The sequence below is a fragment of the Paraburkholderia sp. 31.1 genome (assembly GCF_014397645.1).
GTDB lineage: Bacteria > Pseudomonadota > Gammaproteobacteria > Burkholderiales > Burkholderiaceae > Paraburkholderia > Paraburkholderia tuberum.
Genome location: NZ_VZQN01000060.1, coordinates 1 through 20845, shown reverse-complemented (window position 1 = coordinate 20845; position 20845 = coordinate 1). Strand labels below are relative to the sequence as shown.

Annotated in this window: 29 protein-coding genes; 2 read left to right on the top strand and 27 right to left on the bottom strand. The window is 65.4% G+C overall.

Going from position 1 to position 20845, the window contains the following annotated elements; translation table 11 throughout:
* Window positions 1-551: 551 nt before the first annotated feature.
* On the bottom strand, window positions 552-728 hold the full coding sequence (locus tag F6X37_RS32080) for a hypothetical protein (RefSeq protein WP_187614063.1): 177 nt from the start codon (window positions 726-728) through the stop codon (window positions 552-554).
* Between the two features lie 377 nt (window positions 729-1105).
* Window positions 1106-1360 (bottom strand): hypothetical protein, encoded by a 255-nt coding sequence (locus F6X37_RS32075; RefSeq protein WP_187614062.1) that lies wholly within the window; start codon window positions 1358-1360, stop codon window positions 1106-1108.
* 318 nt (window positions 1361-1678) lie between these two features.
* Between F6X37_RS32075 and F6X37_RS32070 the strand changes: the two genes are divergently transcribed.
* On the top strand, window positions 1679-1846 hold the full coding sequence (locus F6X37_RS32070) for a hypothetical protein (RefSeq protein WP_187614061.1): 168 nt from the start codon (window positions 1679-1681) through the stop codon (window positions 1844-1846).
* Between the two features lie 144 nt (window positions 1847-1990).
* On the opposite strand, the gene F6X37_RS32065 is transcribed toward F6X37_RS32070, so the two are convergent.
* The 9 genes from F6X37_RS32065 to F6X37_RS32025 form a co-directional block, all read right to left on the bottom strand.
* Entirely contained in the window at window positions 1991-2419 is a 429-nt protein-coding gene (locus F6X37_RS32065) for a hypothetical protein (RefSeq protein ID WP_222944998.1), read from the bottom strand.
* Window positions 2416-2841, bottom strand: a complete 426-nt coding sequence (locus F6X37_RS32060; RefSeq protein ID WP_187614060.1) for a hypothetical protein — start codon at window positions 2839-2841, stop codon at window positions 2416-2418. Before F6X37_RS32060 ends, F6X37_RS32065 begins: the two co-directional genes overlap by 4 nt.
* Window positions 2834-3316, bottom strand: coding sequence for a hypothetical protein (locus tag F6X37_RS32055; RefSeq protein WP_187614059.1), 483 nt, complete (start codon window positions 3314-3316; stop codon window positions 2834-2836). The genes F6X37_RS32060 and F6X37_RS32055 overlap by 8 nt, the downstream gene beginning before the upstream one ends.
* Window positions 3313-4116 carry a M23 family metallopeptidase gene (locus F6X37_RS32050; protein WP_187614058.1) on the bottom strand — a complete coding sequence of 268 codons (804 nt, stop codon included), beginning with the start codon at window positions 4114-4116 and terminating at the stop codon, window positions 3313-3315. The genes F6X37_RS32055 and F6X37_RS32050 overlap by 4 nt, the downstream gene beginning before the upstream one ends.
* Window positions 4117-4360: 244 nt before the next feature.
* Window positions 4361-5407, bottom strand: a complete 1047-nt coding sequence (locus tag F6X37_RS32045; protein WP_187614057.1) for a hypothetical protein — start codon at window positions 5405-5407, stop codon at window positions 4361-4363.
* 12 nt (window positions 5408-5419) lie between these two features.
* Window positions 5420-5965, bottom strand: coding sequence for a hypothetical protein (locus tag F6X37_RS32040; RefSeq protein WP_187614056.1), 546 nt, complete (start codon window positions 5963-5965; stop codon window positions 5420-5422).
* The gene (locus F6X37_RS32035; protein WP_187614055.1) at window positions 5965-7068 is read right to left on the bottom strand and encodes a hypothetical protein; all 1104 of its coding nucleotides are present in this window, start codon (window positions 7066-7068) and stop codon (window positions 5965-5967) included. Before F6X37_RS32035 ends, F6X37_RS32040 begins: the two co-directional genes overlap by 1 nt.
* A complete protein-coding gene (locus F6X37_RS32030; protein WP_187614054.1) occupies window positions 7059-7892 on the bottom strand; it encodes a hypothetical protein in 834 nt (277 codons plus the stop codon). Before F6X37_RS32030 ends, F6X37_RS32035 begins: the two co-directional genes overlap by 10 nt.
* Complete coding sequence (locus tag F6X37_RS32025) at window positions 7892-10351, bottom strand: tape measure protein (protein WP_187614053.1); 2460 nt, start codon at window positions 10349-10351, stop codon at window positions 7892-7894. Before F6X37_RS32025 ends, F6X37_RS32030 begins: the two co-directional genes overlap by 1 nt.
* 45 nt (window positions 10352-10396) lie before the next feature.
* Here F6X37_RS32025 and F6X37_RS32020 point away from each other — a divergent pair, with 45 nt between their 5' ends.
* On the top strand, window positions 10397-10684 hold the full coding sequence (locus F6X37_RS32020) for a hypothetical protein (RefSeq protein ID WP_187614052.1): 288 nt from the start codon (window positions 10397-10399) through the stop codon (window positions 10682-10684).
* On the opposite strand, the gene F6X37_RS32015 is transcribed toward F6X37_RS32020, so the two are convergent.
* From F6X37_RS32015 to F6X37_RS31940, 16 genes are all read right to left on the bottom strand, one after another.
* On the bottom strand, window positions 10654-10932 hold the full coding sequence (locus tag F6X37_RS32015; RefSeq protein ID WP_187614051.1) for a hypothetical protein: 279 nt from the start codon (window positions 10930-10932) through the stop codon (window positions 10654-10656). The two genes, F6X37_RS32020 and F6X37_RS32015, sit on opposite strands and share 31 nt — an antisense overlap.
* Window positions 10933-11015: 83 nt before the next feature.
* Window positions 11016-11444, bottom strand: a complete 429-nt coding sequence (locus F6X37_RS32010; protein ID WP_187614050.1) for a hypothetical protein — start codon at window positions 11442-11444, stop codon at window positions 11016-11018.
* Between the two features lie 75 nt (window positions 11445-11519).
* Entirely contained in the window at window positions 11520-12026 is a 507-nt protein-coding gene (locus F6X37_RS32005) for a hypothetical protein (protein WP_187614049.1), read from the bottom strand.
* Between the two features lie 110 nt (window positions 12027-12136).
* Window positions 12137-12553 carry a hypothetical protein gene (locus F6X37_RS32000; protein WP_187614048.1) on the bottom strand — a complete coding sequence of 139 codons (417 nt, stop codon included), beginning with the start codon at window positions 12551-12553 and terminating at the stop codon, window positions 12137-12139.
* Complete coding sequence (locus F6X37_RS31995) at window positions 12543-13133, bottom strand: NUMOD4 motif-containing HNH endonuclease (protein WP_187614047.1); 591 nt, start codon at window positions 13131-13133, stop codon at window positions 12543-12545. The genes F6X37_RS32000 and F6X37_RS31995 overlap by 11 nt, the downstream gene beginning before the upstream one ends.
* A gap of 103 nt (window positions 13134-13236) precedes the next feature.
* Entirely contained in the window at window positions 13237-13638 is a 402-nt protein-coding gene (locus F6X37_RS31990; protein WP_187614046.1) for a hypothetical protein, read from the bottom strand.
* Between the two features lie 8 nt (window positions 13639-13646).
* Window positions 13647-14042 (bottom strand): DUF6093 family protein, encoded by a 396-nt coding sequence (locus tag F6X37_RS31985; RefSeq protein ID WP_187614045.1) that lies wholly within the window; start codon window positions 14040-14042, stop codon window positions 13647-13649.
* Entirely contained in the window at window positions 14029-14514 is a 486-nt protein-coding gene (locus F6X37_RS31980) for a hypothetical protein (protein WP_187614044.1), read from the bottom strand. Before F6X37_RS31980 ends, F6X37_RS31985 begins: the two co-directional genes overlap by 14 nt.
* Window positions 14515-14531: 17 nt before the next feature.
* Window positions 14532-14675 carry a hypothetical protein gene (locus F6X37_RS31975; RefSeq protein WP_187614043.1) on the bottom strand — a complete coding sequence of 48 codons (144 nt, stop codon included), beginning with the start codon at window positions 14673-14675 and terminating at the stop codon, window positions 14532-14534.
* 2 nt (window positions 14676-14677) lie between these two features.
* Window positions 14678-15577 (bottom strand): phage major capsid protein, encoded by a 900-nt coding sequence (locus F6X37_RS31970; RefSeq protein ID WP_187614042.1) that lies wholly within the window; start codon window positions 15575-15577, stop codon window positions 14678-14680.
* Between the two features lie 9 nt (window positions 15578-15586).
* Complete coding sequence (locus tag F6X37_RS31965) at window positions 15587-16078, bottom strand: hypothetical protein (RefSeq protein ID WP_187614041.1); 492 nt, start codon at window positions 16076-16078, stop codon at window positions 15587-15589.
* Between the two features lie 47 nt (window positions 16079-16125).
* Window positions 16126-16464: an HNH endonuclease signature motif containing protein gene (locus F6X37_RS31960; protein WP_187614040.1), complete on the bottom strand. Its 339-nt coding sequence runs from the start codon at window positions 16462-16464 to the stop codon at window positions 16126-16128.
* 296 nt (window positions 16465-16760) lie between these two features.
* Window positions 16761-17513, bottom strand: a complete 753-nt coding sequence (locus F6X37_RS31955) for a hypothetical protein (RefSeq protein WP_187614039.1) — start codon at window positions 17511-17513, stop codon at window positions 16761-16763.
* On the bottom strand, window positions 17494-18933 hold the full coding sequence (locus F6X37_RS31950) for a phage portal protein (protein WP_187614038.1): 1440 nt from the start codon (window positions 18931-18933) through the stop codon (window positions 17494-17496). The genes F6X37_RS31955 and F6X37_RS31950 overlap by 20 nt, the downstream gene beginning before the upstream one ends.
* The gene (locus F6X37_RS31945; RefSeq protein ID WP_187614037.1) at window positions 18934-20235 is read right to left on the bottom strand and encodes a terminase large subunit domain-containing protein; all 1302 of its coding nucleotides are present in this window, start codon (window positions 20233-20235) and stop codon (window positions 18934-18936) included.
* A gap of 82 nt (window positions 20236-20317) precedes the next feature.
* A complete protein-coding gene (locus F6X37_RS31940; RefSeq protein ID WP_187614036.1) occupies window positions 20318-20725 on the bottom strand; it encodes a hypothetical protein in 408 nt (135 codons plus the stop codon).
* Window positions 20726-20845: the final 120 nt, after the last annotated feature.

Genomic DNA, 20845 nt, shown 5'->3' with positions numbered 1-20845 from the left:
GATAACCGAATCGAGACATGACCGCCCGGCGATGCTCCCGCTCGGCACGCGATAGCTCGTATCGGCGCAGCACCTTCGCGTAGAGGCATCGGAATGATGTGTCGAGCATTGACTCGGGGTCCGCTTCGACAGCGCTGAGCGGCTCGACCTCCATCAGCCACGACCCGCGCAGTGTAGCCGCGTACGTGGCTGCGAGGTCACGGTCGGTCGTGATGTAAACGAACCCGTCTCCCGGTCGCCCTGAGCGCATCATGGGTTGTGGGGCGAGGATGCCAGATTGTGGGTAGCGCCCGCCGTGCCACCACGTCATTGCTCCGAACCTTCCGGGTTGGAGACTGACTGCGGGTGAGCGTAGATGCGGTGTCGGGTGAGGGTGTTCGTGCCGACCCTTCGCGACTGTCATCTCGGGCTCCTATCCGTGTGGTTCTCGGTCTTCGGTGCGGGCTCGTTGCCGGTGCCCCAGCAGCGCGTGCAGATGCCAGCGAACGCATAGCGCGGGCTCACATGGCCTGTGCCGGCACACCCTCGACAGGTGCTCATGACGAAGCCGCTCACGACGGATCACCCGGTTGTGTCGTCGGCTCCGGGAAGCCCAGTACGACGTAGTCGCGGGCGGTCGAGGTCAGATCGAGCAGCCTCACGAACGCGGCGCGGCGCTTCGAACCCTTCGACCGGCGCGCGATGTACGCCTGATCGCGGATGCCGTCGAGCAGCTCGTCCACGCTCATAGCGAATCGCTCGTCCACGCCCGATTCACCTCCTTGATGTGATCGGCGAGAAGTGACTTCCCGTCGACGTGAGTTCCGCGCCCACCGACAACGCCGCAGGAGCAGTACGGTGGCACGCCGCCCGACGGCGGTACGGTCACGATGTGTGCTGGGTCCTTCGGCTGCACGACGCTCATGACCGATCACCCGATTCGAGCGCGGCGATGCAGTCGGCGCAGGACACGACACCATCGGGCGGGAAAGCGATGTGCTTCGTGTCTGTGCGTCGACCACACACGGCGCGGTTGCGGCGAGCATCGAACATGTGGAGCGCCTGCGCTTGGGATACCGAGCGAGGCGGTCGGTGCGACTTCCACCACTGGTCGATCGGGCTCCCGTCAGGCATGGCTCTGCTCCTGTTCGCCGTGGTTAGGTTCGGTGATCGGTCGGAACGTCCACGTATCGCCGAAGTCGGCAAGCTCGTGGCCGGGGATCACAGTCGGGTCGGTCATGCGCTCGAAAGCGTGGGGGTAGCAGTATGAGCCCTCGACATGCGTCGGATGACCGCCACCCAGCCCGGTGCCGGTTTTCGGGCCTCCAGTGCGGTCGAGAGTGACGTGCGTCGTCGCGGCGGCGTCACAGCGCCGGATCATGCACCTCATCGGTCGACCTCATCGGCCGGGTGCGGGGTTCTTCTCATGCTGTCGACGTTCGTCACTGCTCGGTCCTCCCAGGTGTAGCCGATGTAGCCGATTGTGTAGCCATTGGTGTTGGTTCCCATTGGGTGCCGTTGGCCACAGTTGAGAGCGTATACCCCAAATGTGACGTATAGCAAGCCAAAACAGGCTATTTCCTCACGACTCATAATCGTGAGGTCGCGGGTTCAAGCCCCGCTCCCGCTACCAGAACAGACACCCAGGTGTAGCCGACACTGTAGCCGATGCGCCAGAACGACACTCCGGGGGAGTGGCATGGACGACGAGCTCGAGGACGGTGCTCAGCCACGGTGCGTCAACTGCGGGACCGTCATGCACATGATCGCCGGCGGATACCAGTGCCGTGCGTGCGGGGCGACGATCGACATCCCGTGGGTGGAGCATCCCGGTGATGGTGACGTACTCGACGGCCGCTGGGGGTAAACGACGAGAAACGGCCCCTCGGGCTGCACCAGGGGGACGGTGCAACCCGAGGGGCCTATCTGTTGGAGCGTCAACCGCACGATGCAACTGGAATCGCCCCCGCCTACCTCGAGTGAGGTGGCGGGGGCGATTCGTGCTGGGTGGTCAGGCATCCTTGGCGGTGATGAGCGTGTCCTGCGCCTTCTCCGCCACACCCGTCGGTTTCCACAGGCCGTGGTAGGTCGCCACGGACACGACGAACGCGGGCAGAGCCGCGAGCAGCGCGACACCGAGGTCGTAGGTCGTGCCCGACGCGATCGCTCGAGCGAGCTCGACGAGCAGCGACGTCACGAGCGACAAGCCGGCGAGCAGCCACGCCTTGATCGCAGACGACGTGACCCGGGTGGTCACGAGCCCGACGAGCACGGGCAGGATGAACGCGATCAGCAGCTGCACGACCGTGGCGGGGTCGAGCGTGAACGCGACCGCCGCGGGCGCCGTGGGCGCGTCGGCGGCGTACGCGGGCGCACCGATCAGGGTGACGACGAACAGCGCCGCCAGGACGCCGAGAACGGCACGGTAGAGGGTCTTCATGGGGTCTCCTTCGGTCGGACGGGTTGGGTGTCTTCGAACGGGTCCTTGATGCCGAGCCGTTCGAGGGTCACAGGGTCAAGGGTTGGGAGAGGTCCCGGCCGGCCCTTCTGGTCCCAGACCCAGCACGCCCACCAGAATGCGCGGAGGCTGTCGTACACCTCGTGACTCTCCCGCTTCACGGTGGACAGGGTGTCGCGGACGGCGTCGAGCTCGGCGGACATGGCGGCGGTGCGCTCGTCGACCCGGTCGTCGATGTACCGCATCAGCGCGTCCGCATCCTTGAACCGGGCGGAGATGGTGCCCTCCTCGACGGAGTTCGCGTCGGCGCGGTCTTTGCGGAGGAACCGGATCCATGCGAACAGCGCGATCAGCGCAGCGGACACGAGCGACAGGAGAGCGATGATGATGCCGTCGTTACTCATCCGCGGCCTCCCACCGCCGCTTCGCCCGCCGCTCAACCCATTCATCGATCAGATTGTCGAGCCGCATGATCGGCAACACGATCAGCCCGAGGATCATCGACACGATGAACCAGTTCGGGGCTTCCTTCGCCACGAGCTGCTCCGGCGACGGGGACAGGATGATCGCTGCGACGTACCCGACGATCATCGAGACGAGCAGGATCTTCCCGACGATCTCCACCGGCCACATCCGCGGCCATACCACCCCGATCAGGCACGCGGCCGCGACGAGGACGAACGCTGCGCCGATGATGTCGGTGAAGTCGCCGTACAGCCGGTCGAGGAGCAGGGACCCGAACACGATCGCGTTGATGCCGGAGGTGATCATGATCACGTCGAACAGGGGCAGCCAGATCCGTTTCGCGTTCCGCCACGGGTCGTCGGTGGGGACGACGCCGGCCGCCCACACCGACGCCGACCCGAGGCGGCGGATCATCCGCGGAGCTTGACGACGGCGGCAAGCACCTGATCGCGGGTCGCGGCGAGCTGCTCCCGGACCCGCTGATCCCCGCCGGACCCGTTCACCGCGAGGGACACGTCGAGGTCGAACTCGCGCGCCCCCACCGGGGAGTCGTCGTACACCTTCGGCCACCCGTACCGGGCGACCGCGATCTGCAGCTCCTCCGGGGTGACCGATTTGAAGTATCCGGGCGCGATCAGCGCGATACCCCGGTCCTTGTGTTGAATGAGACCAGCCATGTCGTCCTCCTCGGACTGTCGAATCTGATTGGTGGGCTGAAACGTATTCGCGCCGCCGCCAGCAGCGGCACCGCCCCGCGTGGCGCGCGCGTACGCGGCCTGCATGAACGGGAGCGGGTCGTACTCGCCGCGCCACGTCTCCCAAGCCCCGCCCGGGTAGTCGGTGATCGTGACGTGATCGTGGACACCGTCGATGAACCCGCGGTCCTCGCTCATCTTGGCGTTCCGGCCGAGTCGGTCCCCGGACGAGACTCGCTGACCGACGCCGACCGAAATGTCGGCCATGTGCGAGTGGGATTCGTAACGGCCTTTCGCGCGGCCTGTGTCGATGACGACCGTCCACGCCAGCAGCCCGTTCGGACGGCCCACGTACACCACCACGCCATCGTCGATCGCGTCGACCTGCGTGACGAGGGACCCGTACGGTCCCCGGAGGCGCACGTCTTGGCCACGGTGGTAGCCCTTCGAGTACGCACTGTCCGGGGTCCCGTACCGGTACCCGATCCGGTCAGGCGCGTACGTGGTTGCTGCGCTCATAGTGATGCTCCTTCGGGCGGGTACTCGGACGTGTTCCCGAACTCGAGGCCCGGCACCCCGTACGGGGCGGGGGAAACGGTGCGAGTCATCTCGTCACCCCGCACGGCGGTCGCTGACGGGTACGCGAGGCGGACGGTCCCGGTCAGGCGACAGCAGAGGTACGCGAACCCTGCGCACTCCCCGTCCCAGTTCGCGGCCGGATATGCCTGCTGCACCAGAGTGCGCAGGGCCGCTGGGGTCGCCATTAGGGCGCGACCTCCATGATCGAGTACTGCACCCTGTCGTCGGTGAACAGTTCGAACGCCGACGCTGACGCCGCACGAAAACGCACCTTCACAGGGAGCGACCCCGCCGGCACGCCCGTGATCTCCAAAATCCCTGTGATCGTCTGCCGGTTGATGGCGGCCGGGAACTGCATTCTGCCCACGTCGTAGTCTGTGACGCCGATTCTGACCACGATGAATCCCGCCTGCGCAGACCCACTCGAAAGCTGCACGGTCGCCGCGACCTGAACGATCAGTTTCGTCAGCGGCGATTGCTTCACGAACGTCCCCGCAAGCGCCGTGGCATCGCCCGACTGAGGGAGATCCGTCGTGGCCGTGGCGTTCGTGAACGTGTTCGTCGCGCCGATCTGACGAGTACGGACCATGGACCGGGGGGAGAACTGCATCACCCACCCGCCACGCACCCGAAGGAAGGTTGAGGCCGCGTCTATCTGATACACGACCCCACCATCCGCCGGCGCCCACGCGTCCATCTCGGCCTGATTCCGAAGCGCGACCGTGCCGCCCTCCATCGCCGTGTACGGGTGGGTCTGCGTGATCACCGCCGTAGACGTTTGCGTCGTGGTCGACAGGATCACCGCCGTCGCGAGTTCGAGCGCACCCGACGGGATCGACGGCTTCGACGGTGACGCCGCAGCCGTCCCCTGCGTCACACCGAACACAGGGTCGGTCCCAGCATCACCGGTCGTTGTGAACAGGCTGCGCACCCAGATCACGTCGATGCGGGAGTTCGCCCCCGGCGCGGCCGTCGTCGCCACCGTCGCCGCGCCATCGTTCGCGACGAGCTCCGCACCCATCCCGGCACGCGTCGTCACCGCCGAGAACGCAGCCACCTGATACGCCATCCCGGTCGTGCCCGTCACAAGCGGGTTGTAATGCGACGGGAGCACCCCCGCCCGCGGCTTACCCGTCGTGTCCGACTCGACCATCGCCGCGACCAGCAGCCGCGTATCAGCGAGCGGGAGACCCGCCGCCCGGTCCGTCGGGAAAGTCCGTGTCAGCGTCATGCTGTCCTCCTCTTATGCGACGACACGGGCAGACACCGCGCCGCCCGCGAAATTGGTTGCGGTGCTACCGCCATAGATCTCAAGCGCGACCCGCACCGGCACATCGACCGGCACATCGACAGGCGCTGTCCGCCACCCAGACGGGGTGAAAGAAGCCCCACCCGTCACCGCGACACGTTGCGCGGCGCTCCCCTGAATCACAGTCCGATCGACGATCACAGAACCGTCAGAAACCCGCGTGACGGAGTAACAGAAGTACCCGTTGCCGCCGTTCAACGATCCGCCGTACCCGACCTCGATGCGACCCGTCGATGAGGTGATCAGTACACTGCACGGCGACGCATACCAGCCGGTCGTGCCCGTCAGCCACGCCACCCACTCGGCATACTCACGCCGCTGCATCGCCGTCAGAACAGCGACCTGCTCCTGCAGCTTCGGGACCGCATTGAAGATCTGTGTCCCCGACGGTCCCTCGAGATAATCAAGCCGCCTGCTCAGTTGCTTGAACTGGTCGACCAGCCATTCGACGCCACCCCGCCCCGGCGACGGATCAGCCATCAGACACCCCCGTAATAGACGCCACACGTCACCGTGATGAACCCGGACTCGTCGCCCGACAACCCCACGATCCGGCGCGTGTACGTGCCGTCGTCGAGGTACTCGTGACCCCTGACGACGATCTGCGCGAGATCACCCTCCCGGTACTCGAACGGGAACGGTGACCTATCCGTCGGAACCTTGAACGACCAGAACTGCGCCGGCACCCGCGCTGTCCGCAGCGTCTCCACATTCCACGAATCCAACGTCGATTCCAGGACCGTCGACGATGACGCATCCGACTTCAGATGAAGCAGCGGAAACCCCCGGCTCACGAGGTCCGGGTCGTACAGTGACCGGATCAGGGTCTTATCCGACGACCGACCACCCGTAGACCACGACATCGACCCCATCACCTGCGGGTCGGACCGCACCTGCAACCCAGACGTGTCATCCGGTTCCCACACCAACGGAACCTCACCCTGCAACCGAGGCTGAGCCGCGGTGCCGGTCTCGAGCGTCCACCCGAACGTGTCCGGGGACGTGCGGGTGAGCCGGAACCGAATGTCGGGACCGTTCTCCACCCCCGTCAGATCGGATAGCGCCGACCACACAGACTTCAACTCGACCGCCGTGTAGTTCCTTTCCGCATCACCGGCCCGATCGGCGGGGAGCATCACCGGAATATCCGTCCACCCCGGCCACGCCAACTGCTGCTGCACCAGCCGCTTCGCAACCGTCCCCAGATCGACACCACTGATCGACGTGTCGAACGCTGGATCCGGCGCACCGCCAGGCGCGAGCTGAGCCGACAACGCCGACACCGGCAGAACGTACGCACGGTCGAACATGAGCCCCAGACCCCGCGCCTGCACCTTCACCTGATGCGAGTCACCGTCGTAATCCTCCGGGAGGATCGGACCACCCAACAGCAAACCACCCACATCGAACGCCAGCGAATGCTTCCACGGGGTCAGGAAGTTCGACAACCCCCGGTACGGTTTGAACGTCGCCGACAGTGTCTCCGGCGTGTTCGCCTGCACCGACCAGTCGAACTTCGCCGGCTCCACCTCAGCGATGATCTGCCCGCCCCGCGTCTCGAACAAGAACGCACTCACCACCATGCCGGGTCTACCTTCCCCTGCATGAACGCCGCAGCCCCACCGACAGGATCGAACTGGAACGTCCGAGACTCACCTCCCGGCACGTCCGTCCACTCACGGAACTGGAGCCAGCGGGACACGTCCGACTGCCCATCGATCACCGCACGCCGCCCAGAGACCTCCACGACCGAACCCGCCGGAACCGGACGGTTGAACCCGACCCGGGCGCCCGACTCCACACACGTGATCAGCGCGGAATCGAACGGCCCCAGCAGGCGGAACACTGCCGGCGATGGCGCCCTCCCCGGATTCTGGAGAGTGACCCGACCCGACGAGCCCGACACCGGCCACACCAACGGCCACACCGCAGGCCACACCAGACCGCCCGACTGCACCGCCGGCCCCGTCTGCTGCCACGCCCCATCCGCATACCGGCGCGGGTCCACCGCGAGGAACCAGGCCTGGTACGCGGCCGTCGACCCGTACAGCAGTATCCGCGTGTCGGGTTCGTCCAGACGCTGCACGTCAGCCCACAGCACACCAGCGGCGGACTCCACCGTCAGACGATCAGTCTCACCATCGGCAAGCAACCCCGACAAGACGTTCACCGCAGTCTCCTGCGCGGCACCATCCTGCTTCGTCCGAACCATGCCCTCGAGAGTGATCACACGACCCGACAACAGACCACGCGAGGTGAACTCACCGTGCGACTGGGGCCGCACCGTACGGTCCACCCGCGACGACACTCCACCGAACCAGCCCCGCAACCCGTCATCACCGATCGTGTACGTCGCGTCCGCCGCGGTCCCATCGAACACGACACCGCCGAGAGTGGCACGAACCATTACGCCCCCCTGACTGCGAACTGGGTCTTCTCCGCTACGATCCGCGCGAGCTCCGACTCAGACATCCTTTGAGAGGGGTGGATGTCCTGCCGGATCGTCACCGTCGGACCGCCGCCGCTGCCGTACCCGACATACGCCCCGAGCCTCCGTCCCGTTTCCTGCCAGATCCCGATGTTGCTTTCACGGTCAGCAGCACGCCCCGAAATGTACGTCTCCCACGGGACGCCCATCTCCGACTCTGCGAACTTGTGAATCCCACCCTGAACGCCCTTGTAGATGCCCGAGGCGAACCCACCCGAGTAGAACGCCTTCACCCCGTGCGAGTACAACCCGCCCGCATAGTTGGAGGACGCTGTCATGCCTCCCGGGGTGATCAGCCGTGTCTCGTTGGTCTGCACATTCAACGTGATACGTCGACCGTCGTTCGCCCAGATGAGCTGATTGATCGCATCCTGCGCCTGTCCCGTATTCGACAGGATCTGGATTTCCTTCGAAGATGGCAGCGCGAACACCTTGTCCGCGAGATTCTGCACCTCATCGGCGTTGTAGCCGGCCTGCACCGCAGAATCGATGAACTTCTGCCGCTGGTCTGCGAGGGTCGCCGCGTACTTATCAGCCGCGTCCTTCGCAGACATCGTGGTCCGGTCGACCTCGTACTGCGCCTGAGCTGCGGCCTGCGCGTCCCCGGCGAGACCCGCGAGCATCGACGCGTTCGCGGAGCCCGCGGCCGTCGCCTGATCCAGGCTCGCTACGAAACCTTCGGTCGTGCCGTTCGCTTCCTCGTACGCGTCCCGCTGCTCCTGCACCTGAGCGGTGAGCCCAGCGAGGCCCTCCTGCCACTGCGCGTTCGTGCTGACCGCGTCCTGCCCGATCCCGTTCGCACGGTTGATCGAGTCGACGAGACTCATGACCTCATCGTTCAGCTTCTTCGCCTCATCGGCAGCATCCCGATACGCCGCCGCCGCATCCTGCGTAGACGACGTGGCCTCGTCGGTGGCACCGGTCGCCTGCTGCCGCAGCTTCGTCGCACGGTCCTGAGCGTTCGCTTCCGCCTGAACCTGCTCCCGGAGCACACCAGCAGACTGGGACAGGTCCAGCAGACTGATCCCGAGCTCGTCGGCCATCGCCTGCGCTCCGCTACCACCACCGGTCGCGACGTCGAGAACCGCGTTGAGCTTCTTCATCGCGGCCTCGTTGCCGAGCGCCGCGTCGGTGACAAGATCGAGGCCGATACCGAGCTTCTCCGCGTTGTCGTACGCGTTGCCGAAGTCGATACCAAGGAGACTCTTGTTGACCTGCAGGTTGTTCTGCGCGAGCTTCCGTGCAGCTTCCCCGCCAGCGTCGAGCGCGTCAGCGTAGGCCTGCGCTTTCGCTTCCGCGTCGGCCTGCGCCTGCGCGACCGCAGCGATCACTCCGACGAGCACGCCGATCCCGAGCGCCGCGGCACCCCCGATGAGACCGACCTTCCCCATCGACAGGTTCAGTGCTTGCAGCGCGTTGCGGAACTCGAGCACCTTCGGTACGGCGAGGATCGCCGTCCCCCCGACGAGGGCAAACGCGCCGATCGCGGCGGTTGTCGCCCCGGTGGCGAGCTTCACCGGTTCCGGGAGCTGCTGGAATGCGCGCATCATGTCCGCGATGCTGTTCATGAAGTCGACAAGCATGCCGCCGCCGTTCGGGTTCACGAACGGCTTCATCAGGTCCGCGGACACGTCCCGCCAAGCCGCACGTACCCGGTCCATCGACCCCTCGAACGTGTTCTTCACGTTCGCCGCAGCACCATCGAACTTCTCCGACATGCCCTGCGCGAGAGCATCCAACGCGACATCCGCGTCGAGAGTGCCGGCGGTGATCTCCTCACGGATCTGCGCACCGGTCTTACCCATCGCCTGACCGATCAGCCCCGCAGCGTCCACGCCCCGGTTACCGAACTCCATCAGGTCCGTCGCGGTGATTTTCGCCGACGACTTGATCTTCGACATCGTCGCGACAAGCCCAGCGATGTCCGCGTTCGACCCGCCCGACGCGGCCACAGCGTTCTGCAACGCATCCAGGTACGGAATGACCTTCTTCGTCTCGATGCCGAACGCGAGCATCTGCTGCTGCGCGCTGATGAACGTGGCCTTCGAGAACGGTGACGTCCGCGCGAACGTGTCGAGCTTGTCCATCTGCTCGTTCGCTGCCTTCGCGGAGCCGAGCATCGTCGTCAACGCCGCCCGGGACTTCTGCTGCAGCGTGTTGTACTCGATGCCTGTCTTCGCGACCGCGACACCCACGCCCGTCATCGCCGCACCGACAACGACCATCGACTTGCCCAGTGTGTTCCACGCGGCCTTCTTTTCGGCGACCTTCGCGCCCTCTTCCGCGGCCTTCTTCGTCGCCGCGGCGGCGTCCTGCATCGCAGTGATGTACTGCGCAACCTGCGCCGACAACGTGACGCGGACGACCCGATCAGCCATGAAGGCTCCCTTCCGCGGCACTTACTGGCTCGCTACAATCGCGGCATGGGAGCCGTCCTGGTCATCGTTCTTGTCGTCGCCGTCATCGCCACGCTCGGGTTCTTCGGGTTCCTGATGCTCGGAGGCATCGAGCGGAAGCAGAGGAAAGCGGAGGCGAACGCCGCGCAGATCCTCGACGCAGAGTTCGACGGCCGCCCCGACGTGTCTGTGAACGTGTCGATGGTGGGACTGAAGTACGACACGTACGTGATCGGCGCTAAACAGCGCGGATACCGGCTTCTCAGCGACGGGCGGGCGAACGGTTACGGCCCGGTCGTGTTCGAGAAAGCTTGACGGCGTCGCACCCCGAACATCACCGCCCGGTGGTCACCCTTCGCGCGGTTCTTCTCGAATGCCGCTTCGGCTTCGTTGATCGTTGACTGCGCCCAGTCCACGTTCGGGCCGACCGGTTCATACGCGAACTGGTTCGCCGGGTCGAGCGCTTCCGCCAGCGGGATGCCATGTCGGCCTCGGGGTTCGCGTTCCGCGCGCCGAGACGCGAGGAGGATAGCTACCTCGCCCGGTGTGAACCGTGGCTCCATGACCGTCGTGGAGATGACGTTCCCGTCGTGACCGTACGTGACCTGCGCGGGAGCCCAACCGTTCAACTCCCGGACGGTGACGCCTAGTTCGCGGGCGAGCTCGGCTTCTTCGCCCGCCCGCCCTTCGAGGCTTTTCCCGCACTCACCATCCTGTTCGCGGGGTCGAACTCGTTCAGCCCCCACACCGCGAACCCGAGGTTCTTGATGTCAACGCCCGTGAGGACATCGACGATCTCAGGCCACTTGTCGGTGACGTTCACGGGGTCCCCGTCAGCGACGAGGTACACCTTCGGGTAGTCACGGACCACCCCGTCCAGGTTGTAGCCGAGCTGCTGATCGAACTCGGAACCTTCCCGCCACGGGTGCTTCGCTGTCAGGTCTCGCCACGCGACCCCTGAAAGGGGCCACACGCGGACCGTCACGATCTCGTCGCCGAGCATCACGTCCTGGTCGACGGGTCGCACCTTGTCGAGGGTCGCTTTCTGCGCGGCGATCAGTGCATCGATGTCCATGGGTTCCTCACCATCCCCTCACCTGCATGTGAACCTGTGGGCGGCGCGGTGAGGGACGCCGCCCACAGGGGTTGATCACGCGACGAGTGTCACGTCGGTTTCGGTCGGCTTCGTGAAGAACAGCGAGTACTTCGCCGTGTCGACACCGTTCTCCACGGGTGCCTGCGGCCGGCGCACGCCGACGACACCCGTGAGAATGTCGCCCTTCTGCCCGGTCGCGTGCGCGTCACCGTTCGCCTGCGCTCGCCGCACCAGGAACTGTGTCTCCGCCTGAGACTCCGCGAGCGCCGCGAGGATGCGGTCCGCCGAGCCCACGTCGGCCGACTCTACGACGGTGATCTCGAGCGTCTCGGTCACCTTGCCCGGTCGGGACAGATCCTGCACGAGCGTGAGGCGCTTGTCCGGGACGGTCTCCTGGTTGCGCTGGTACTCCCAGCCGCCCGCGACGATGCCGTAGGTGATCGGCTTCGCGGTCGCACCGTTCAGGATCGCGACGGACTTCGCGTTCGACCCGGACGGAACCTGCGTGATACGCCAACGCCCATCGGACTGGGTGGAAGCGGGAACGTTCTCGAGCGGCATAGCCGTCTCCTTTCATCTCCCCGACAACCGGGGCTCGGTTACCCGCCGGGGAGCCGGCAGGGGGCATAGAAAAAGCCCCACCGGACGGCAGGGCTCGAGATGTTGGTGATTCAGGCGGGGCGCGACCAGAACCGCAACGACACGGTGTCGTAGTACAGGTCTGTCGTGCGGTCGTACCCCGAGTTGTCATCTACGTCAGGTACGACCGTGATCGGTGTGCATTTGCGACCATCGACCGCCAGTTCATGACCCAACATCTGGTCGAGAACCGCTTCCATGAGGATCGCGAGGCCGTCCGGGTTGACTGCTACGACCTTTACATCCCAGGTGTAGCGGCGATCGTTTCCCGCGGTCACGATCTGCGTGTAGCGGCCTTCCAACCGGTCCGGGCGTCCGTAGGAGACGGCAACGTAGTTCGCGCGGATCGGGGTCCCGGAGTCAGTCCGACGGATCACGTCATGGACCTTGCCCGACAGGACTGGGTGACTAGAAATCCTCGCTTTGAATGCCGCGAACTCAGCTCGCACTTCGCCTCCCGTCACGGTCTCCGCGCAACAGCGCGGCATAGCGGTCGTGCGCCAGGAGCTCGAACGGCTCCGGTCGGTAGGAGCGCATACCACGTGCGCGGCTACAGGCCAGACACGTTCGCATCCCCTTGCGCATCGAAGTGGCCGTCAAGTTGAACGGCTGCAAGAGATGCCCCAAAGGGCACCGCTTCTTCTGGGTGCCCGGGTGGTTGCCGTGCGCGACCCTGTCGTGCATGTTCGCGCTGTGTGAGTCCCATCGAAGGTTCGACGCTGCATTGTTCGTCGGATCGCCGTCGCCATGGCATCCCTCTGCGCCCGCTGGGCGGGGTCCGACGAACGCTTCCAGAACCAACTGATGAACAACGCGCGGATACTTCGCGCCATCAACGCTGAGCACTACCGAGGGGTAGCCACGCTGCGTCAGAGGGAGTGCCAGTACCCGCCCGTGCATCGTGAGCCTTGTGCCGTTGGCGCGGATCACCACCCGCGACAGCGAACGCACACGGCCTTGGTCGCTGACTTCGTAGTAGCCCTCGTATCCGACGACGGGCTTCCAGATTTCGGGTTCGGTAGACTGCATCGCAGCCCTCCAATCGGTTAGGTCGATTGCTTGGGTTAGGCCCCGGCGGAAGTTGACGCTTCCGGTTTGGGGCCGCTTACATTATCCCATGCGGGTCAGACACTCACTTCACGACCGCCCGCGTCGTCCCGTCATACAGGGCCACAGCGATACCACGGAGGAAGTCTTCCTCGTTCGCTTCCATCGCCTTACGTCCCGAATGCTTCGCCGGGGCACCCACAGACGCGCCCTCCTCGAAGAAGCCCGCCGAACCGCCGTTCTTCCCGAGGTTCGGGCCGATCTCCACCTCGGGGCCGTTCGCCGTGTCCTTCTCATCGAAGTCGATCGAGTACGCGTACGCGACCGAGAAACCCTCACCGCGGGCCACTTTCGCGTCCTCACTCCACGCCTTCTTGATCCCCATCGCGGTACCACGCATCGCCTTCTTCACGAACGGCAACGCCTCAGCTGGCGCCTCAGTCAGATCCGCCGCGAGCTCCATCAACTCCGAGAAATCATCAGCCATGTCGCCCCCTACAGTTGCTCGAGCGGGTACCGGTGCGCGGTCACAGCGCCCGCGACCGGGTTACCTGCGACACGGAACGTCATCCCGATCATGAGAGGGTCTTCGGAGGACTCCACAGCCACCTCGTCACCCACGGGGATGCGTGCACTGCCGAACGGAACCGACAGGTACGGTTCCTGCACACCGATCGGTGTGCTCGCTGCAACAGACGTCGCAACCTCCCGCGACCCCCACCGGATGCGAGCCTTCCCCGCGTACCGTTCCATGACGAGAACACGCGTCGGGTCGCCAGTGTCAGGGTCCGTGCCGTCTTTGAACAGCCCCGCCCGCACCACATCCGTCATGCGCGACTCGGCCTCCGCACGGAGCGTCACAAGCCCCGCGGTGAGGTCAGTACCAAGCATCGTCCGCGCCTTCGTAGATCGGGACGCCGGCGATGTCGACACCGCACGAACAGTAGGTGGCACCGAAGTTCAGGGAGCACCACGGGAGGTGCAGGGAACGGTTGGGGACCATGTCGAGCGTGAACGCCCCGGACGGGTCGGTGAGCCCGAGAATCACCCACCATTCGTCGAGGATGCTGACGCGGCCCTTCCCAGACCGGTACGACTTCGACGTTGTCCCGTCGTCGACGGTGATCGACACCTGTGTCGCGTCATCAGGTTTCTTGATGTGCCCGACGACCGCTTCACGGACGACGTAGTCGAGTTTCGCGTCGTCGATCGTGTCGATGTCGATGTTCAGTTGTGTGGCGCGGGTGTCGATGAGCATGGTCGCGTCATCGATCCACAACTGCCACTGCTGCCCCTGGATGGAGCCAGAGGTGGGGGCGGTCACGCCGAGCGCGACCGCGATGTTTGCGGGTGTCACAGACATGACCGCCCCCTCTCCGTTCAGTTGTCAGACTTCTTCTGGGCCTGACGGTGCGACGCAGCCGGCTTGGTGCTTTCGTCGCCAGCGGCAACCAGCCCGAGCCGCTTCGCCTTCTCGTCGGGGATGTTCAGGACCACGCCGTTCGCGTTCTTGAACCTGCCCATGATCAGACCAGATCCTCGATGACCGCGAACTGGTCGACGAACACGTACCAGGCGAAGATGACCTCCGCGCGGAACAGGATCTCGTTGTGGCCCGCGAGGTCACGGCCGGTGTTGTCCGGGTCGCCGTACTCGAGCATGCGGAACGGGAACGTGCGCTGCACGCCCCACCGAATGCCCTGCTCGAAGTTTCCGAGGATGGCTCGGACCTTGTTGTCGGCCGCGTCACCGTCCTTCGGCTTGCCCGACACGGTCGACGAGACCGATGCGCGGAGCCCCTCGAAGCTGGACACGTCGATGCCGAGGCCGAGCTCGGGGTACTTCTTGCGGCCGTCCGCGTAGCGCGCGGTAGAGAGGGTCCACGCGTAGGTCGGGTCGAGCGCGACACCGGTCGGGCTGTAGCCGTCTCCGATGACGAGGCCGGCGGCGGCCTCGATGTCGAGGTCGGCGTTCGCGCCCTTCTCGACACGGTTGGTGGTGGAGTTGAGGTAGTTCGTCCACCCCGTGACCGCGTTGCCCGTGCGCGGGTTGATGCGGTAGTACGCGCCGAGGTCGAGGCCGCGTGCGAGCGCACGGGAGCACTTTTCCTCGAACTTGTCGAGGATGCCGAGCTGATAGTCCTCGTCGGCGACCTTGAACTCGTCGCTGGTGCGGAAGTTGACGACGGCCTTGTGGGGCACGGCGACGACGCTGGACGGCTTCGCGTCGTCCGGCGACTTCGCCCCGCCCTCTTCGACGAACTCTGCGGTCAGGTCGTCGTCGAACGTGACGATGTTGACGTCACCGAACCGCATGGGCTCCTGCCCGGACAGTGCGGCGATGGTCGACCCGGTCTTGGACTTCTCGACGATCCCGTCCACGATCTGCGTGGGGAGGGTGACGTCGCTGGTGGTCAGTGTGACCATGGTTGCCTCCTAGGCGTTGTCCCCAGTCAGCGACGCGAGCCATTCGCGTTTCGCCGCATCCTTGGGGGAAATGGTTGTGGTGACGGCCCGACCCTCTTTCGGGGCACGGTTGCCGTTCTTCTTCTGATCCGCGATCCGCTCCGCGAGTCGCTTCGCCTGCGCGGTGAGGGTCGCCTCGTCCGAACCGGTGAGGAACAGGTCACGGTCCTCCGCAGAGATCCCGTGCTTCGTCGCGATATCGGATCGCAGCGCCCGGGCTTCCGCCTCCGCATGCTTGGCCTCGAGATCGGCGAGCTTCTGCTCCACCGTCTTCTTCGAGTCCTTCAGCGTCGCGAGCTCGTCGGCTGCGCTCTTGTTGTCCTTCGCACGCTGCTCCCATGTGCGGGAGTGCTTCTGCGCTTCCTCGAACTTCGCCTTCCAGTCGACGTTCTCGCCATCGCCTGTATCGGTGGTTCCGTTCCCCTGTGCAGAGGTGTCGTTCGAGCCGGTATCGGTGGTCATTTCGTGCTCCCGTTTCGGGTTGGCCCTGCCATGCGGCTGGGGTGGTCTTATTGCGCCAGTCGGTGCGGCGCGTAAGTGCGGAGAATCTCGGTCGCCCACGCGATCTTGTCTGCGACGCGCTGGCCCGCCGGTTGCGACTTTGACCAGAGTTCGAGGTTCTCGATCCGGTTGTCGAGTCGATCCCCGTTGACGTGGTGCACCGATTCATCGCTTGTGAGTGGTCGCCCAATGTGGTTGGACATCACCAGTCGATGCTCGAACACGAGCCCACCCGAGTTCGCCATGGGGCTCTCCGGCAGATACACGACCTTGTAGCCGAACGCGGTCACGCGGGGCTTCAGATCACGTGAGACGGAGGGCAAGTCGAACGAACCGTACTTGCGCATCCGATACAGGTGCTTAGAACAGCGGCTGTGGGCGGCTGAGCGAGCGTTGCAACCCGGAGCGACGCAGACGGGCGACTGTGCTCTTGGCGAGGGTGCGCCTTTGAGAGGGTCGCCGTACTTCATGAAGCGCTGATAGTGCGCCCCGCAGTACTCGCGACGTCGGCGATCTCGCTCACAGTTCGGGACGATGCAGGTGGGCACGGGTAACTCCGAGTGGAGAACATCCGTGTCGTCTCGGACTAGGAACCGACGTGTAACCCGCCCCGCGGCGTGCTTCCATTATCTCACGTCAGAAGTCATTTCTCGTACCCGAACATCTCCCGCATCATGCGCGCGAGGTTCTTGTTGTTCACCGAAAGCTCCGGATGCTGGCGCAGGAACCGGCGGTGACTCAACCTGGCATAGTCCGGGTGGGAGCGCTGCGCGTCGATCAGCGCCTTACGTGCCGCCTCGTACTGTTCCCGGTGCAGGTCACGCAGCGCGGACTCAGGGGCCGGTGCCGCATCCCACGACGGTGCCTCCACACAGTGGCAATGGTCATGCCAACGCCCCGAACCGGTCACCGTTTGGGCGGACATCATCGCGCAGAACGCGCACGCACCAACCCGCGCATACCGGACGGTCGACGCTTTCAACGGGTCGCGGCGTGCCGCCTCGATGATCGTCGCCCGGTCCGCGTTCGCCACATACTGCTGAACCACACCCTGCAACCGTGACACCGCATCCTCGGGGGTGAACAGGTCCGGTTTGAACAACGGCGTCAACGCCCATCCCAGCGCCGCGACAAGCTCCTCCCCGATCGACGCGCCCACAAGCGGGGCCGCATACCCCGGCTGAGGACGGTTCGTCTCGTAGAACAATGCTCCCGACACCGCCGCGACCTCCCCGTACTGGGAGATCACAGCCGTTGCGGCCGGCCGAACCTGCGACGCAACCTTCTCGGGCGACTCACCGATGATCGACGTCACGTACCCCGTCAGATCGGTTTCTGCGAGGTTCGTGACCCCAGTGATCAGTGTTCGGTGCTCGTCAACGTCCGCCAGCAACATCCGTCGACCCCGTCGAGTTAGTCGCCGACCGTGCCGCAGCCGCACCGATCGAGCCCGCCAGTTGCAGCGCCTGCGCGCGCCGCTTCTCCGACATCGCCATGTCGATCTGATCCTGCGACAACCCCAGCAGCTTCAGCCCCACGGTCGTCTCCGCCAGCCACGGCACAGCGCCCAGCTGCTTCGTTCCCGCATCAGCCTGAGCCGCACGGGACAGGTACACCGGCGACCGCCAGTCCGTCTTGATCGACCCGAACGCGGCCGGCACTTCCGACTCACCGTTCCGGATCGCGAGCGCACGAGCCACGGTGCGACGGATCGAGACCGACCAGTCATCCATCGCACCCTCAGCCTCAGCGATCAGGTTCTCGCGAGACGCGTTGTACGAGTCGGCGGACGTCGGGTTCACCATGTCAGTGAGCGCGAAGTCCGAATCGGGCAGGTCGAACTCGCGGGCCTCGAGCTTCGCGAGCGCGTTCAACTGCGCGAGGTGCGGCTCCGGGGAAGACGCATCCACCTGCTTGATGTCCGCGCGGCCGTTGTTGCCCTGCGGCACATCCTCCGGGGCGGCGTCCGGCACACCGAAGATCCGACCCAGCGCGACCTGCCATGCGGCCTTCTGCGAACCGTCCGCGTTCTTGAAGATCCGGTCCGACGCGCCCAGCAGCCACAGCTGCGGGATCGAGTAGATGTCCATGTGACCCTCGAGGCGCACCAGCGCCCGCAGAGCGGCCTTCTGGTGCGACATTGCGGCACGGGTGATACGAGACCGCCCCATGCGCTTCGACGCGCGGGGACGGTAGATCAGCGGGTCAACCGGGACACCCCACGCATGCTCCGAACGGTTCACGTCCCACCTGCCGCCGGCGAGATCCGCAGAGACCGTCTCCCCATCGATGTACAGAACAAACCCGGTGATCCGGTTGTCCTTCCACGACGTTACCGACAGCAGGTTGTCGAGGCGACGGGTCCGCGCGTTCCATTCACCCGTCGCGTGCAGCGCATCCTTCGCGTGCACAAGCGCCGTCGGCTCACCCTCCTCACCGTGCGTGGTGATCAGGTAGGAGACACCGTGGATCAGCGAGTCGGTGCGGGCCTGCGAAAGCTCAGAGAACAGGAAGTTCTCATCCGCGAGCTGCGGGAACCCGAGCTTATCGAGGTCGCCGTCCGCCCACACCATCCCATCAAGGTTGCACCGCCGGCCGAGACCGTCGACACCCTTCGCCGCCCACCCAAGCGCGAGCCCCATCCGGTAGTACTGCGGCGGGATCACCGACCCAACCTGACGGATCGCCTGCTTCCCGTCATACAGGTCCGACCGCATCTGGTTCCGCTTCGACCGGTCGCTCAGCTGCTTCGCGAGACCCGACACAAGCCCGTTCTCGTCGTCGGTGAGGGCGGGGATGTTGAACGACTGGTCCATCTACAGGATCACCGCCGTCCGCTCATCAGTACGCCGCCGTGTTGGGCGCGTTACGTCGTCACGCTGGGCACCCCATAGGGCGAGCGTTGCCGACACCACGGGGGTGATGTCGGAGTCAGAGTCCTTGCGGTTCCACGCCCACGCGCCCGCGAGGGGGCGTCTGCGAGCGACCGAAAGGGCCATATTCATCTGGGGCTGATCCGTGTGACGCAGTCTCGGAGCGGACTCCATGACGGCGTCGAAGAACTGTCCGGACGCGATCGCCATGTCGCGGCCCTCAGCGGCTGCGAGCGTCACCTGAACGTCAGTGCCAGTCAGGTAGTTCCGGCCGTGACGTTCCTCCACGAGACCGGTCATCTCGTCGACTACGACGGCGTGGAGGCGATTGCGTTCCGCGCGCGACTTCACCCACGCGGGAATCCAGTCCACGCCGCGGCGCTGGTCGTCGAGCTCCACGTGCCAGAGCCCGTCAGCCCGCCTACCCGCCAGTGAGACGGAGGCGATCCGGCGGTCAGGGGCAACGTCAATAGCAAGCGTCAGCCGGTCGACGGGCATCGACGCAGGGTCGGCTACACGGGACCACGAGTCCTTGTCGATAACGACCGCGACAGAGTCGGCGGACCACATGCCGAGGCGTTCCATCGCGAACTGCTCGTCCGACATCGACGACCGCTCAGCTTCGATAGCCTCACGCTGGATACGCGTGCCGTATGCGGGGTTCGCTGATCGCCACGACTCTTCGTCATCGAGGTCAGCGTCCGTGCTCGCGGACCACTCGAGGTACGCCAGCCGGCGTCCGGTCTTGTCGAGCGCCTGGTCGCGAAGCTGGCCGAAGACCTCGCCGTCATCCTGTGGCGTCGGTGGCGTCCCGAGAAGCCATGCCTGCGGGTTCTCGCGCGCCGACATCGTGGGGAGGATGGAAGACCATGCGGGACGCCCAAGGATCTGGGCCTCGTCGAGCAGCAGGCAATCGGCGGAGAAGCCGCGCGAGCCTGAGACCGACCGTGCCTTAATGCGGATCGTCTGCCCACCCTTGAACCGGATGTACTCGCGGTTGAGGGCCTTCATCACCGACTCGACGCGCTTCGATACAGACGGGTTGTCGTCGATCACGTCCAAGAGCCGCTGGAAGACTTCACGCGCCGTATCGGTCTGGTGCGCGGAACAGATGATCGTCTTCTCGCCGAACAGCAGGACACCCGCGAGAGCACGCGCGACAATCAGCTGCGACTTTCCGTTCTGGCGCGGGGTTGAGACCCCCACGAGACGAGATGCCCAGCGCCCATCCGAGCGTTCACCCATCGCCGCCTCGAAGACACCCTCTTGCCACTCATCAAGGACAACCCCGAGCCCAGCCGAGAGCGCGGCAACGTCCTCCCATGAGTTAGCTCGAGCCGCCGGCGCGAACCGAACCCGAGGAGGTGCTTGCTCGCCGAGAAGTACGGCGCTGCGCGATCTCGTCAAGAATGTCACGCTCCTTCGCCACACCAGCCGCCGGATCGAGATTCGGCAGGATCGCCTTCATGAGGTTGGAGAGGGTCGTCTGCTGCTGCCGGGCCTCCGCGAGGACGCCATCAAACTTCACTTCGGCGACGCGACCTTCCTCGTCTGCCAGTCGGAACCTCAGCAGATCAAGAACACCCTTGCCGTCGATCACGTCATCCAGATCAGCGAGTCGGTCGACTGCGCGGCACGCCTCCAAGATGAGCGAATCGGTAGCGGCCTTGTGCTTCACGACAGCACCGGAGAGGGCATCGAACAACGCCTGACCCTTGGCTCCAAGATCGGCCATAACGCCCCCAAACCTCCGTGTGTGAAAGCGGCCTGACCCCGGTGACCCCGGAGAGTGGGGGCGGGCGGGGGGCTCCCCCTGGGTTGGGTGTGCGTTCGAGTCAGTCGCGGTTGCCTCGTG